Here is a 14,322-nt window from a genome sequence, read left to right on the forward strand (position 1 = left end):
GAACAAATGAAAATCAAAATAACAGCAGCACTATTAATAAGCATGCTTTTTACGATATCATGTACCAATTTGGATGAACAATTATATGATAGAGTAGAAGATGGGGATTTTGGAAATACGCCAAAAGAAATTGATGCATTAGTTGGTGGAGCCTATTCTTCATTAAGAGGATTTGCAGATGGGATATCAAATAATTATCCAACGTGCGAGTATGTATTCTTTTTGAACGAAACGGTTTCTGATGAAGCTACCATACCTACCAGAGGAACAAACTGGTATGATGGCGGACAATATCAAGATGCACAAAAACACACCTGGAAAGCAGACAATCGTATGATTCTATCCGCCTGGCGTTACAATTATACCGGAATTGCAAAGATCAATTCGATCATTTATCAAATCGATAAATCATCTTTGACAGATGCTGCAAAAACTCCAATTTATGCTGAATTAAAAGCCTTAAGAGCGTATTACTATTATAATCTTTTGGATTTATTCGGAAATGTGCCAATTGTAACCAATTTTGAAGATACCGCATTACCGTCAAATTCTACCCGTAAACAAGTTTATGATTTTGTGGAGAAAGAATTGTTGGATGCTATTCCGCATTTAACTTCAAATGTGGTTTACTCTAAATTCACAAAAAATGTTGCCTATTCTCTGTTGGCGAGATTATATCTAAATTCACAAGCTTTTATAGGAACAGCGCGTTGGCAGGATTGTATCAATATGTGTCAGAAAGTAACGGGTTATTCTTTAGCTCCGGATTTCTTCGCCAATTTTGCTACAGAGAATCAAAAGTCACCTGAAATCATTTTTGCAATTCCATACGATTCAAAAGCAGGAACAGTAGGAAACTACATGTCCTCAATGTCTTGTCATTACTTGCATAAATTAACGCTTTCTCCAATTGGAGATTATCCTTGGAGCGCTAACGGAATGTGTGCACAGCCAGGAGTTTATTCTGCTTTTGCAGATACTGACAGAAGAAAAAAATGCATGGTTGCCGGAGATCAGATCAATTTAGCAAACGGGCAGGTTATTGTTATGGATAATGGAGAACCTTTAACGTATACAGAAGAAGTAACAAGTGTTGCTGATGCAAAAGAAAATCAGGGAGTTCGTCTTGGGAAATATGAAATGAAAGCAGGAGAACAATGGGAGCGTGACCATGATTTAGTTGTAATACGTTATGCCGAAATCCTGATGATGCAGGCAGAATGTTATGTACGTTTAGGATCTGCTGATTTGGCAAAACCATTTTTACAGCAAGTAACCGCTCGTGCCGGAGAAGAAATGCCTGCAACGATAGATCTTAATTTTATTGATAAAGAACTGCTTAAAGAATTCACTTTTGAAGGAAGAAGAAGAACGGATAATATTCGTTTTGGAACATTCTTCCTGCCATGGTGGGAAAAAGGAACTACAGAAAAATACAGAGCAATTTTCCCTATTCCAAGCACTGTTTTAACTACAAATAAAAACCTGGTACAGAATCCCGGGTATTAGGTTATTGAATGTCAGTCTTCCATGTTGGTTAGTCGTGGAAGGCTGACATATTTTAAAAAAGATTTTATGCCACAGATTATAAGATTCAAACGCTAAAAAAAGATTTCACGCAGATTTTTGCAGATTAAGGCAGATTTAAAAAAATATAGTTATAAAAAATCTGCTGAATCTGCTTAAATCATTTTAAATCTGCGTGAAATAATTTTAAATCTGCGTGCAATATTTTTAGCTAAAGGTTAAGGATAAGAATTAAAAAATCTGCCTGATCTGCAAAATCTGCGAGAGAAAATTTTACCCACAGATTAGAGAATTAAAATGATTATAAAATCTGTGATAATCTTTTAATCTGTGGCAAAAAAACAAAAACAAACATTAAACTAAGATGAAAAAAACTATCACATTATTGTTTTTTGGAATAATGAACATTCTCATGGCTTCTGGATGCAGCAGAGATGACAAAGGTTCAGATAAACCCACAGAACCAGAAACAATTCAGCCTGTTGCGATTGAAAAAACAAATAGCACCAAAATTTATGTGCATTACATGCCCTGGTTTGAAACCAATGAAAGTAGTGCCGATAAAAAATGGGGATATCATTGGACAATGGCAAACAAGAATCCGAATACTATAGGTGCAAACAATCGAAGAGAAATCGCATCGTACTATTATCCTCTAATTGGTCCTTATCATTCGGGCGATAAAAATGTGATTGAAAATCATTTATTATTGATGAAATATTCAGGAATTGATGGTGTATTAATCGATTGGTATGGCACTTATGATGTTAATGATTACAGAATGGTCAAAGAAAACACAGAGCAATTAATTGCCATGTTAGACAAAGTGGGATTGGAATATGCCATTGTTTACGAAGACAGAGTAACATCAAATGTTGTCAATGCCGGAAAAGCAATTTCGGTTACCAGTGCTGCTAAAACGGATCTGGCGTATATGGACAAAAATTATTTTGATGATGCCAATTATATCAAAATAAGCGGTAAACCTTTATTGTTGAATTTCGGCCCAATTGTATTGCAAACTCCAGCGGAATGGACAAATGTTTTTGGTACGCTGACTACAAAACCTACTTTTTTAACCCTTTGGGATCAATCTGTTGAGGCAGGTGCGAATGCTTCAGGAGAGTATGCATGGGTATATAAAAACAGTACCTATTTGACCAATTTTTATACCAATACAAAACCTAAACTCTCAGTTGCCATGGGAAGTGCTTATCCTGGTTTTAAAGATTTTTATGCCGAAGGTGGAGGAGGTGCAGCAATAGGTTGGACAATTGAACATAATAATGGAGCTACTTTGGATGAAACGCTTACATTGGCCAAAAATGCCAATTTAAGCTATCTGCAGCTAATCACGTGGAATGACTTTGGCGAAGGAACTATGTTCGAACCAACAGTAGAATTTGGATATACTTACATCGAAAAAGTAAAAACCTTTGCAGGTGTAAAAAATACCGAATCTGTTTTTCCTGAGATTAGCAAAATGTACAATCTGCGAGTAGAAAAGAAAGGCAATTCCGATGCCCAGAAAAAATTAGATCAGGCCTTTAATTATTTTGTTTCTATGCAGCCTGCAAAAGCAAAACAGTTAATAAGTGAAATAAAATAAGAGTTGTAATTAATACAATTAAATAATGAAAAACATAAAATATAGATACTGTCTTATTCTTTTTGCGTCAATTTTGATTTACGCTTGCAGTGCCAGTACTAAAAAAACATACAAAATCAGCTCTCCGGGTAAAAACACCGAATTAGTTTTTGAATTAACAGCTTCAGGTCAGCCACAATATAGTTTTACATCTAATGGGAAATCAGTAATCGAACCTTCTTTGATGGGATTTGAATTTCAGGAAATCCAGAAAATGACAGAAGGTTTTGAAGTGGTTTCAACCGAAGAAAAAACGTCAGATCAAACCTGGGAACAACCGTGGGGAGAATTCAAAAAAGTGAGAGATCATCATAACGAATTGATTATTCATTTGAAAGAGTCAAAGGGAGAAGAGCGTTTGGTAGATATTATTTTCAGGGTTTTTGATGATGGAGTAGGTTTCAGATATTCTTTTCCAAAACAACCTCATTTAGGTAAAGTAAAGATCTCGAATGAAATCACGCAATTTACTTTTAAGTCTGATAATGATGTTTGGTGGATTCCGGTGCATCGTGAAAACAGTTATTACGAAAGTACCTATCGCAAAACGCCAATCAGTAAAACCGATACGATTAATACTCCGGCCACTTTTGAAACAAAAGAGAAATTGTTTGTAGCGATTCACGAAGCCAATTTGACTGATTTTGCATCAATGACACTTTTAAAGACAAGTGATAAACAATACAAAAGCGATTTGGTGCCGTGGGCAGATGGTGTAAAAGTATATGCTGAAACACCTTTTCACACGCCTTGGAGAACTATTGTTGTTGGAAAAACGCCTGGTGATGTTGCCACTTCAACCATAATGCTGAATCTGAACGAGCCTTCAAAAATTGAAGACCTTTCGTGGATTACGCCATCAAAATACATCGGAATTTGGTGGGGAATGCATCTGGAGAAATTCACTTGGGGACAAGGACCAAAACACGGTGCAACAACAAAGAACACAAAAGAATATATCGATTTTGCTGCGAAAAACAATTTTGACGGTGTTCTGGTAGAAGGCTGGAACGAAGGCTGGGATGGAGACTGGACAGCTGATGGAACTGCATTTAGTTTTGTAAAAGCGTATCCGGATTTTAATTTGGAGGAAATCACTAAATATGCGGCCATCAAAAATGTTCGTTTAATTGGACATCATGAAACGGCAGGTGCTACAAAAAACTATGAAAGCCAATTAGAAGATGCTTTTAAACTGTATCAGAAAATGGGCGTGAATTCGGTTAAAACGGGTTATGTCAATAAATACTTGGACAAAAAAGAATGGCACGACAGTCAGTATGGAGCACGTCATTACAGAAAAGTAATCGAAACGGCAGCTAAATATCATATTATGATTGACAACCACGAACCAATGAAAGGAACGGGAATTCAACGTACTTATCCGAACTTTATGTCTCAGGAAGGCGGAAGAGGTCAGGAATATAATGCATGGTCTGTTGATGGTGGAAATACGCCGGAACATTTGACAACTTTGCCTTTTACAAGAATGTTGTCAGGACCATTTGATTATACACCCGGGAATTTCAATTTTGATTATAAAACACCATCGGGAGCGAGAGTGCAAACGACTTTGGCAAATCAATTGGCATTGTATGTTATTATTTTCAGTCCGTTACAAATGGCTTCAGATTTACCTGAGAATTATGTTGGGAAACCCGAATTTCAATTCATAAAAGACGTTCCGTGCACGTGGTCGGATACCAAAGTTTTAAATTCTAAGATTGGAGAATATACAACTATTGCCCGAAAAGACTGGGACGATAAAAACTGGTACTTAGGATCTATTACCAACAAAGACGCCAGAAATCTTAAAGTGCAATTATCATTTTTAGATGCAGGAAAAGAATATGAAGCCGAAATTTATGCTGATGGTGCAGGAGCGAATTATAAAACAAATCCGTGTCCGGTAGTGATTTCAAAGCAAAAAGTAAACAGTAAAACAGTATTAGATATCAAACTCGCAGCTGGTGGAGGAACAGCTATAAAATTCTCTCCGATACAGAAATAATTGAGTTAGTTGAAGTTTTTTTAGTTTAAGTTTGAGTTGATGAGCCCGATAGCTGTAAAAGTTATCGGGCTTATTATTTATTTTAAGTTTCAGGTTTCAGGTTGCAATCTAGGCGAGTGATTTTAACCGCAAAGTTCGCTAAGTTTTTTACTTGCGTTGTTTTTTAAAAACGAAAAGTTCGCAAAGCTTTGAGTTGATCTCGCTTTGCGAACTTTGTGTTTTCTGAACCGACTGTTAGATAAAAAACTTAGCGAACTTTGCGGTTAAATTTATGTTCAAAGCCAGGCAACATGAAACCTGAAACCTGAAACAAAATTTTAGTGTTTATATAGTTTAACATGATTTCCGAAAGAATAAGTAGCAGTTAAAGTCGGACCATTGTATCCCCATTTAAAGAATCCGTTAAGTCTTTCTTTTTCGACATCAACTCTTATATTTAATCCTGTATACCCGGCAGTTAAACTTAAATTTTTGTAGACATTATATAAAACAGATATGTTATAGCTTAGTATTCGACCGTCAATATCGTTAATTTTTAGGGCAAAATAATTTGTATTTACATACAGTCCCCATCTTTGTGCTAAAACAAATTCTCCCCAAAGTCCAAGGTCAGGCAGTGGAGCAGTAAAGTCAAAATTATCTTTGAATTCAGCTTGTTGTGTTTCGCCGACAACTCTTAAACCAACATCGCCAAATAAAACATGCGCTCCAATCAGTGCTCCAATTTCGTATTTTGGTTTTGATATAAAGGCATAACCATAATATATACGAGCGATTTGACTGTCTTGAAATGCTGAAATAGTTGTATTTACATGGTAGGTATTATCACCAAATTCGATGTCTTTTTCCAGAGTTTTAGTTGAGGTTCTTTTTAGATAGAAAAACTCGGTTCCAAGTCTTGATCTTCTGGAGATTCTCCACTCAAAACTACCTGCAAATGATGTAGAAGTTTTATTAAAGCCCAAATCTTTTTCAAAATCAATCATATCTCCACCATTACCGTTGTTGCTGCCAACTTTTACCTGAGTGTTGTTAGTTGGAAAAAAAACGCCGGCATTAAATTTAAAACGTCTTGCATGCCAGGGTAAATCTTCAGGATTATAATCCTGAGGTTTATCGGAATTATTTTGTACGGTAGGTAAAGTACTCTCGGCGGAGATTTCAGCAGTATTCTGAGCGTTTGCCGAAAACCAAAAAAGGGAAATAATCAATAAAGAAAATAATTTTTTCATAAGATTTATTTTTAAGTTTTGGTAGATAATTTTAACAATTAAAGTTAACAAAAAAAATCATTCATTTATTTTTTTTCTTTGTTTTATTATTGATGATCTTTTTGATTATCAGATAAGTATATGTTTTTTGGTTGAAGTTAATTGACACATCACTCTTTTTTTTATGTTTTTGAACCATTAAACAGATACAAATTCAAAACCATTTGGTAAAGCTCCTGATGAACAGATTGAAGTCAGTTCTTTGGTGATTTAAATTGACATATTTAAAGGCTTTAGCCAAATTAAACGTTAAGATATTCATGTAGAAGTACACGTAGAGGCGTACAGTAGTGTGTCTTTTTTTGTTAGTTTGAAATGGTCTTGAAATTTATAATTCAATAATCGTTCTTATGAAAACGGGATCGCGTGAGGGATAGAAGCACGCTACCAAAGTAGCGCGGATAGCCCGACAGCTTTTAAGAAAAGGCCCAATGAACGCAAAGTTGATTGGGCCTTTTTTTAAATGGTGGCACGCCCTGCTATTAAATTTAAAAAATTGTTTTTTTTTCTTAAACCCTATTATAATCTGCTTTCCAGTGAACGATGGCTTTTTTTATGGCGTCACCGGTTAGGCTGTTTTTTAGGGTATCTTCTATAAGAGGGAGCAATTCGTTATCAGGTGCGAATCGCAGGGCGAATATTTGATCGTCTGTTAATTTGTATTCGAATTCTTCCAGCCTTTTTCCGGTTAGGGTGAAATAACGGTAGCGGAGTTCTAGTCTTACGATTCGGTTTTGTAAAATTAAGGCGTAATGTTGGCGTAACATGAAGGCAAGGCAAAATAGAAAAATAAAAGCAACGCTTATAAAGGACCAAATTAATGGCTGATCTGTATTGAACGCAAAGTAAATACTGGCAATCAAAAAAATAATTAAAATGGGATAATAAACAAAATGATGGGGAGTGTAAAAACGTATGTGGTTGTAATAGGTTTGAATTTTCATAGTTTTTGTATTTAGGTTTAAAGTTAAATAAGAAAAAGCTACCCTATGAATAGAATAGCTTTTTTTTCAAAATAAACTAACATAACCAATGTTTCTTTATATATAAACCCGAAAGATTTTCTTTTGAGTTTTCTTATACGATATCTATATTTTAAAAAAGCCTCAATTGCATGTAATCCGTTTCAAATGGCTTTTATTTCTTATTTCTTTAAAGTAAAATTAGATGGATTGGAGATGTTTCTTGTTATACTTTAATTTGATAATGTTATATGATTTCAATATTTTTTTTAAGAAGATAGATAATAGAATATAGAAAATAGACTTTAGAAATAAGAGGCAAGAACAAAGAGGCAAGAGAAAAGCTTAAAGGCTATCGCCTAAAGCTTACTGCCTAAAGCTTATTGCCTAAAGCTTATTGCTTACAGCTTTTTCCCATTCTTCCAGTTTTGATTGAAACGATTTTCCTGCGTTTGCGGGACTTGTTGATGGTAATGTTATCAGGCGATACTCTTTTTTTAGAGGAACATATTTTTTAAAGAAGGCAGCGGCTTTTTGACCGTTGAAAAGGATGGTTTTTATATTTGGATGTTCTTCTAAAAACGTTTCAAAATCATTGGCTATTTCGTTTTTTATGGCACTGTCTAAACTTCCTATGCGATCGCAGAACTGAAGTACATCCCATAGCGCAATATTGTTTTTTTGCAACAATACTTTTCGGGTTTGGTAATCATTTGAGAAATCTTCTTGTAGAATAAGAAACATAAATTTCCAGAAATTATTCTGATTGTGTCCGTAATACTGATTCAGTTCTAACGATTTTGCTCCGGGCATTGTGCCTAAAATCAAAATGTTAGCATCTTGCGAAGTGATTGGGGCGAATGAAAAACTTTTCATGCTTTTTAAGATTGTGATGTAATTCAAAATTAATAAATGTTAAAATAGTCATTTATAGGGAATTATAAAACAAAAACGAAAAATTGTATAACACATTTGGGTATTGTGTGACGAACTTTGAATCTTAGATTTTTAGAGTTCTGCTACCTTACAAGAATTCGTTTTTATTGGAAATCTATAAACGTAGAATCTCAATTTTAATTACAAGCAAAATGAAAACAGTTACTATTAATACAGAAAAAATTAATGCTATTTTTGAACAGTTACACTCTAATTTAGGAGGAAAAGTAACTTCTGATTTAGATGAATTTACTTTAGAAATTAATAATAGTACTGGCAGAGGATCTATTATTGGAGCTTCTTTTAATGACAACATTTCGTATGTGCAATTCGACTTGAATTTTGCTGTTGATGTTCGAATTGATATTACTAATGTACAATCGGCGCCAATTTATTTTGCGTATTGTTCTCAGGGAAGCTTGTCGCATAGTTTTGGTGTTTTGGGCGAAGAAAGAAAGTTTAAAACTTTTCAGACCGCCATTGCAACCTCAAAAGTAAATCAGGATACTGTTTTGTTTTTTGAGAAAGATAAGAATACAAAATTCACGTTAATTATTGTTGGAACTCAGGCTGCTGATAACCAACTTTATGCTCTGGATAATTCTTTGAGTGATAAAGTAAAAGAGACCTTTTTTGAAAATAATAATGACGAAGATTTCTTTTATTTAGGCTCATACAATCTTCAAATTGCTGAAAAAATTGAACAATTAAATGCTGTATCACAAACCGGAATTGTTAGAAAATTGCTTAAAGAAGGTATTTTAAGAATTATCCTGGCAATGGAAATTCAACAACATACTGACGATTTAAATGCTTTTTCAAAAGATGCAAATTGTTTGACCTTGAAAGAAATGGAACAAATAAAAGAGCTTTCAGAATTTATAAAAAATTCTCCGGAAGAACCTTTCACCATTAAATCATTAAGCAAAAAATCAGGTTTGTCTCCTAATAAATTACAGGAAGGTTTTAAAATGATTCACAATCGCACCGTAAACGATTATATTACACATATGAGAGTTTTAAAAGCCGAATTGTTAATCAGAACTTCCGACTTAAATATATCTGAAATCGTATATTGCATTGGTTTTACAAGCAGAAGTTACTTCTCAAAAATCTTCAAACAAAAATTTAATTGTAGTCCAAAAGAGTATAAATTTAATTTGAATCCTTTGGCGATTACTGCGTAATTGCAGGTTCAAAGGAGCAAAGGTTCAAAGGGACAGAGGTCTTAATTATTAGGTTTTTAGTTTTTTTAGGAGCTGATACCTGCTATCCGCTTGTATCTTTTATGGTCTCGTTCTCCAAACGAGACCATAAAAGGATACCGCTCCTATCAGGGCTAGGGCACTCATTTTCATAAGAAGGAGCGAAGCGAAAAAGACCTTTGTCCCTTTGAACCTTTGCTCCTTTGAACCTAAAATCAACGTCCAAACCTATAATACTCCAAATCCTTATTCTTTTTATTATTAATCGAATCCATAATAGAATTCATTCCCAGAACGCTAAATGTAATTCCGTTCCCGCCAAAGCCTAAAACATAATGTTCGTTTTTGTCTGGATTTGGTTTTCCAAAATAAGGTAGTCCGTCTTGTGTTTCTCCAAAAGTTCCGGCCCAGGAATAATCTATTTTAAAATTTATATTAGGGAATTTTTTTTGGAATTGTCTTAAAAGCATTTGTTCTTTTTTAGGCAATATTTTATCTCTTCTTTTAGGGTCTTTAAATTCCTCGTCACCGCCTCCCATAATAATTCGGTTATCTGATGTAGCTCTAAAATAAAAATAAGGTGCGCCTGTATCCCAAAAAATAGCGTTTTTAAAAGAATTTGGAATTTCCGGTAAGGCTTCAGAAGCAATAACGTAAGTACTTTTAAGATCTACGACTTTTTCTGTTAGTGTTTCGGTACTTTCATAACCGCTGCAATGTATAATATGATTTGCGGTAATAAGATGCTTGCTTTCGGTATGGGCAATAAGTTTTGTTTTTTGATTTTGAATGGAAGTAATATTAGTTCGGTCAAAAATCTGCATTCCTTTTTGTTGGCAATAATGCAATAAATCATTTGCCAAAGCATACGGATCCATAACTGCGGCCGTATTCGATTCGATGGCTGCCATAGCGTTTAACCCCATTTGTTTTAAGTCTGATTCTTCAAGCCAATTGACATTAAAACCAAACTGTTTTCGGGCTTTGAATTCGTGTTTTAAAAAGGGAATGTCTTTTTTAAAAGAACAATAATAGATACTTTTTTTGAATTCAAACTGACAATCGCTTTTAATCTCATCTATTATAGTTCGCAAATCAAAAATGGCTTGTTTTCCATTTTTATAACTATCAACGGCGCATTCTTCACCTCTAATTTTAATGAGTTCATGCAAGGGAACATCAATTTCATATTGAAGCAATGCAGTGCTTGCTGCCGTACTTCCGTTACAGATGTCACGTCGGTCTGCAAGTACCACTTTTTTACCTTCATTTATTAATTTATACGCAATAAGCGCGCCCGTTATACCGCCGCCAATAATTAAAATTTCAGTGTTTAAATCTTGGTCGATCGACGGATAACTGTAGGTCATGGCGCTTTTTAAAGGCCAGAAGGTTTCTGTTGACCGGAGTTTCATTTCTTATTTGTTTTTTTTGCAGCTTTAATAGTTTTTGTAGATTCAGCAGGTTTCTTAGCAGATTTTTGCTGGATTCTGTTTTTACCTTTTCTTTCGTGCTGATCGTATGCTTCGCCAATAGAATGAGAAATTCTGATGCTTTCCTCTTTTTTAGCTAATTCACTCAGCCTTTGATAATATTTCTGAACAATAATCATTTCTTCTTCGGTCATACTTTCAATATCAACCAAACTGTTGCTTGAATATTCACTTGAAGCAACTAATTCGTTTAACTTCAACTGAATGGCAAGTGAATCTTTATTTTGCGCTTTCTGAATTAAAAAAACCATCAGGAAAGTAATAATCGTAGTTCCCGTATTGATTACCAATTGCCAGGTCTCGGAATAATTGAAAATTGGACCGGAAACTGCCCATGCAACGACAATTAAAAAAGCACCAATAAACGCAGTTGTACTCCCTGCAGCTTTTGAAACTTTGGTTGCAAATTCTTCGAAGGCACTATTGCCTTTTGATTTTTTCTTTTCCATTTTTTCTTAACTTTTTCGTTTGCTTACTTTTTCTTCCCGAACAACCCTGTTATTTTTTTCGTCATATATGGCATCGTATATTTTTTGTCCTGTTTTACTGAAAATTTTGATTTTCGGTTCTTCATGCGTTCCCGTAATAACAATAGGAAATCCGACAATTCCAAAAGGCGGAAGCCCTAATCGCATTCTTAAATCTAATAACCCGTCAAAACTTGTTGTGCCTTTTATGGTCGGTCTAAAACTCGCTACGCTAAAGGTAAAGGGCTCAATATGAATTAAATTATTATCAATTGTCGATATAATTTCAATTCCTTTCATATCAGGGTTGTTTAAACCCTTTTGCCCTGTTTGCGAACTAATTCCGTCAAATAATTTAAGACCTTTAACCTGAACATCACGTAAATTTATAGTCCCGCCACCTTCAAGAGATTCATATATTGGTCCCATATTTCCGTTTAAATCTCCTTTAACGGTATAATCAACAGAAATAATACCCTGTGCTTTTTCGGCTGCAGAAACCATTTCACGAAACATAGGGATTTCTTTGTACGCTCTTTGTATGCTAAACTCTTTGGCTGTAAAATGAGCATCAAAATGGGCAGATGCTGGTGTTTCGTCTTTATAAGAAGCGTTGACTCCTAAAATACAATCAATAATATTAAAAGTGGTATTTTCTAAAAAGAAACTGCCTTTTGCAATGCCTAATTTACCGGCAAGTTTATTTAAAGTGAGCCCATTATATTCAACTTTATCAGCATTTGTAGTAAGCACTACGTTTAAGTTTTTCGGAATAATGACAACACCGCTCATTTTTGGATGATCTTCTTTAGCGTATTCTACTTCAATATTTCGGTCTTTATTTTCGCCTTTTTCAAGTGCCATAAATTCATCCACATTAATCAATTTTGATTTCATGTTGAAGTTTCCGTTCAAAGTTCCATGCGATTCCAGAAAGTAATTTATGGTATTTAAAAGATATCCGTTAATATCAAAATCAGATTTTCCATAAGTGGCATTGAATTTTTCAAACCACATTTTTTCATTCTGAAAACGGAAATTTCCTTGTTTGATAAAGAAAGCTTTCGGAAAAAGTTCTGAGGTTGCTTTTATATTTTTCAGGATTAAAGTTCCCCTGTTGTCCAGTTTATCATATTGTCCGGTTGTTGCATAACTTTGTCTTCCTTTTAGCGAAAGATCTGCTTTTGCATAACCTGTAACATCAACTCCTTTTTTAGAAAATACCTGATAGATTCGGCCTACGTTTAGTTCGCCTTTTATTTTTGCATTATAAGCTAAATTCCCATAATCTGATAACGTTGCATTGACGTACATTGGATTTCCTTCAAAAACAAAGGAAGCCGGAGCAACCGCCACAATCAAATCTTGAAAAGTTCCTGCTTTGTTGAGTACGTTAGCGACAAATGTAATGTCGCTAATTGGGTTAGGGTAGGAGTCCGTTTTAAGCCAGCCATTGTGAAGTGAAATACCTCCGATAGTCTGCGGGAAAAGTTTTTTTGACGTGCTAAAAAGACCTTTTGCCTTAATATCGGTTTTTAAAAGACCTTTTAATTCAACAGTATTTAAACCTATAGCTGCGTCAACCACGGCAAGATCCAGAGCGCCTTTTACACCCGCATCGACCGTCATTTCAGTATATCCTTTACTGTACAGATAGGCATTAAAATAATCTTTTTCGCCTACTTTAAATTTTAAGTTCTGAAGATTTATTTTTAATTGTTCTATATCGAGTGAGGGGAGCATGGCTTTCAAATCCATTTGGAAATCTGTTAACGGAACTGGGGCGTTTTGATAATTTATGGCGCCTCCGTCTATTTTTAAGTCGAAAGCTAAGTTGGGTTTTAGTTTTTTCGCCACATTATAATCTCCTTTAAAAGTGAAAAGCAAATCGCTTCGGCCAGAAATTTCAGTTTCTTCCAGCCACGTCAGATATTCGGGAGGCATAACCGATAATAAATCTTTTACAGTTGTATTTTCAGAAGCAGCCTGAATATTAATTTTATAACCATCTCTTAAAATGGTTAAAAGCCCTGTGAATTTTAGCGGCAGTTTGTTAATTTGCAATTCATTTTTTCGAAGAATAAATGAAAGTGCGTTCGTATTGATTCTTGTAATTAAATCAGCATGAACTGCTTTTCTTCTTAAATAACCTGTTTTTTTGTAATAAAAATCCAGTTTATCAATTTGTGCATCGGTATTTAAATCAAAAATATCTTCGCTCAAATTACCTTTTCCCACATAATTAAATCCGTGCGCATCTACCAGAATTTTGGCGGAACGGTCATTGTATTTTACACGGCAGTCTTCTAAGTCAATACGCTCTAGTCGAATAGCAGTTCCTTCTTCGGATTTATCACTTTTATTTTTATCCGGAGAAACATAAATATTATAATTGGCCTGACCTTTCTGGTTGACCATTATATTGATCAGGGCTTTTGATACGTATAGTTTGTTGATTTTTACTTCGTTATCAAAAAGTAATCTTTTAAGGTTGATTCCAAATGCTACTTGTTCTGCCTTAATCAAAGTATCATTTCCAAATGGTGCCGATCCTGTCATCGACAAATCGTCAAGAGAAACGGTTAATGACGGGAAATGAGTAAAAAAGGAAAGTCTGGATTTCGAAAATTCCATTTTCGTATCCAGACGTTCGTTAGCAATTTTCTTTACTTCTGCTGCCACCTTGCCGGGAAAAAGCATCGGAATCAAAAATAGTAATAGCAAAATTCCTGCTATTACTACTCCTGTAACTTTTAAAATTTTAAGGCTTATATTTTTGTACGTGGCTTTCATAACATTATT

At 34.6% G+C, this 14,322-nt stretch carries 10 protein-coding genes; 4 read left to right on the forward strand and 6 right to left on the reverse strand.

Translation table 11 applies throughout. From position 1 onward, the window contains the following. Positions 1-6: 6 nt before the first annotated feature. From IHE43_RS11505 to IHE43_RS11515, 3 genes are all read left to right on the forward strand, one after another. The gene (locus tag IHE43_RS11505) at positions 7-1,509 is read left to right on the forward strand and encodes a RagB/SusD family nutrient uptake outer membrane protein (protein WP_192188050.1); all 1,503 of its coding nucleotides are present in this window, start codon (positions 7-9) and stop codon (positions 1,507-1,509) included. 382 nt (positions 1,510-1,891) lie between these two features. Next, on the forward strand, positions 1,892-3,136 hold the full coding sequence (locus IHE43_RS11510; protein ID WP_192188051.1) for a glycoside hydrolase family 71/99-like protein: 1,245 nt from the start codon (positions 1,892-1,894) through the stop codon (positions 3,134-3,136). A 25-nt stretch (positions 3,137-3,161) separates the two neighbouring features. After that, positions 3,162-5,186 (forward strand): glycoside hydrolase family 97 protein, encoded by a 2,025-nt coding sequence (locus tag IHE43_RS11515; RefSeq protein WP_192188052.1) that lies wholly within the window; start codon positions 3,162-3,164, stop codon positions 5,184-5,186. Positions 5,187-5,503: 317 nt separating this feature from the next. Here the strand turns inward: IHE43_RS11515 and IHE43_RS11520 are convergent, their stop codons facing one another. The 3 genes from IHE43_RS11520 to IHE43_RS11530 form a co-directional block, all read right to left on the reverse strand. Beyond that, positions 5,504-6,418: a hypothetical protein gene (locus IHE43_RS11520; RefSeq protein ID WP_192188053.1), complete on the reverse strand. Its 915-nt coding sequence runs from the start codon at positions 6,416-6,418 to the stop codon at positions 5,504-5,506. Positions 6,419-6,966: 548 nt separating this feature from the next. Then, complete coding sequence (locus tag IHE43_RS11525; RefSeq protein WP_192188054.1) at positions 6,967-7,401, reverse strand: DUF6526 family protein; 435 nt, start codon at positions 7,399-7,401, stop codon at positions 6,967-6,969. Between the two features lie 405 nt (positions 7,402-7,806). After that, positions 7,807-8,295: a DNA-deoxyinosine glycosylase gene (locus IHE43_RS11530; RefSeq protein ID WP_192188055.1), complete on the reverse strand. Its 489-nt coding sequence runs from the start codon at positions 8,293-8,295 to the stop codon at positions 7,807-7,809. Positions 8,296-8,507: 212 nt separating this feature from the next. Between IHE43_RS11530 and IHE43_RS11535 the strand changes: the two genes are divergently transcribed. Further along, positions 8,508-9,542, forward strand: coding sequence for an AraC family transcriptional regulator (locus IHE43_RS11535; RefSeq protein ID WP_192188056.1), 1,035 nt, complete (start codon positions 8,508-8,510; stop codon positions 9,540-9,542). 233 nt (positions 9,543-9,775) lie between these two features. Here the strand turns inward: IHE43_RS11535 and IHE43_RS11540 are convergent, their stop codons facing one another. Genes IHE43_RS11540 through IHE43_RS11550 form a run of 3 tightly spaced genes read right to left on the reverse strand, consistent with a single transcriptional unit; the run spans position 9,776 to position 14,313 of the window. Further along, positions 9,776-10,975, reverse strand: a complete 1,200-nt coding sequence (locus tag IHE43_RS11540) for an FAD-binding oxidoreductase (protein WP_192188057.1) — start codon at positions 10,973-10,975, stop codon at positions 9,776-9,778. Next, positions 10,972-11,502, reverse strand: a complete 531-nt coding sequence (locus IHE43_RS11545; RefSeq protein ID WP_192188058.1) for a low affinity iron permease family protein — start codon at positions 11,500-11,502, stop codon at positions 10,972-10,974. Before IHE43_RS11545 ends, IHE43_RS11540 begins: the two co-directional genes overlap by 4 nt. A 6-nt stretch (positions 11,503-11,508) precedes the next feature. Further along, a complete protein-coding gene (locus tag IHE43_RS11550) occupies positions 11,509-14,313 on the reverse strand; it encodes an AsmA family protein (RefSeq protein WP_192188059.1) in 2,805 nt (934 codons plus the stop codon). Positions 14,314-14,322 lie beyond the last annotated feature (9 nt).

Source organism: Flavobacterium sp. MDT1-60, assembly GCF_014844035.1.
Classification (GTDB): Bacteria; Bacteroidota; Bacteroidia; order Flavobacteriales; family Flavobacteriaceae; genus Flavobacterium.

What these genes read in the sequence shown, in the direction of transcription:
- IHE43_RS11505 (WP_192188050.1), top strand. Translation starts at nt 7, where the DNA reads ATGAAAATCAAAATAACAGCAGCACTATTAATAAGCATGCTTTTTACG.
- IHE43_RS11510 (WP_192188051.1), top strand. Translation starts at nt 1,892, where the DNA reads ATGAAAAAAACTATCACATTATTGTTTTTTGGAATAATGAACATTCTC.
- IHE43_RS11515 (WP_192188052.1), top strand. Translation starts at nt 3,162, where the DNA reads ATGAAAAACATAAAATATAGATACTGTCTTATTCTTTTTGCGTCAATT.
- IHE43_RS11520 (WP_192188053.1), bottom strand. Translation starts at nt 6,418, where the DNA reads ATGAAAAAATTATTTTCTTTATTGATTATTTCCCTTTTTTGGTTTTCG.
- IHE43_RS11525 (WP_192188054.1), bottom strand. Translation starts at nt 7,401, where the DNA reads ATGAAAATTCAAACCTATTACAACCACATACGTTTTTACACTCCCCAT.
- IHE43_RS11530 (WP_192188055.1), bottom strand. Translation starts at nt 8,295, where the DNA reads ATGAAAAGTTTTTCATTCGCCCCAATCACTTCGCAAGATGCTAACATT.
- IHE43_RS11535 (WP_192188056.1), top strand. Translation starts at nt 8,508, where the DNA reads ATGAAAACAGTTACTATTAATACAGAAAAAATTAATGCTATTTTTGAA.
- IHE43_RS11540 (WP_192188057.1), bottom strand. Translation starts at nt 10,975, where the DNA reads ATGAAACTCCGGTCAACAGAAACCTTCTGGCCTTTAAAAAGCGCCATG.
- IHE43_RS11545 (WP_192188058.1), bottom strand. Translation starts at nt 11,502, where the DNA reads ATGGAAAAGAAAAAATCAAAAGGCAATAGTGCCTTCGAAGAATTTGCA.
- IHE43_RS11550 (WP_192188059.1), bottom strand. Translation starts at nt 14,313, where the DNA reads ATGAAAGCCACGTACAAAAATATAAGCCTTAAAATTTTAAAAGTTACA.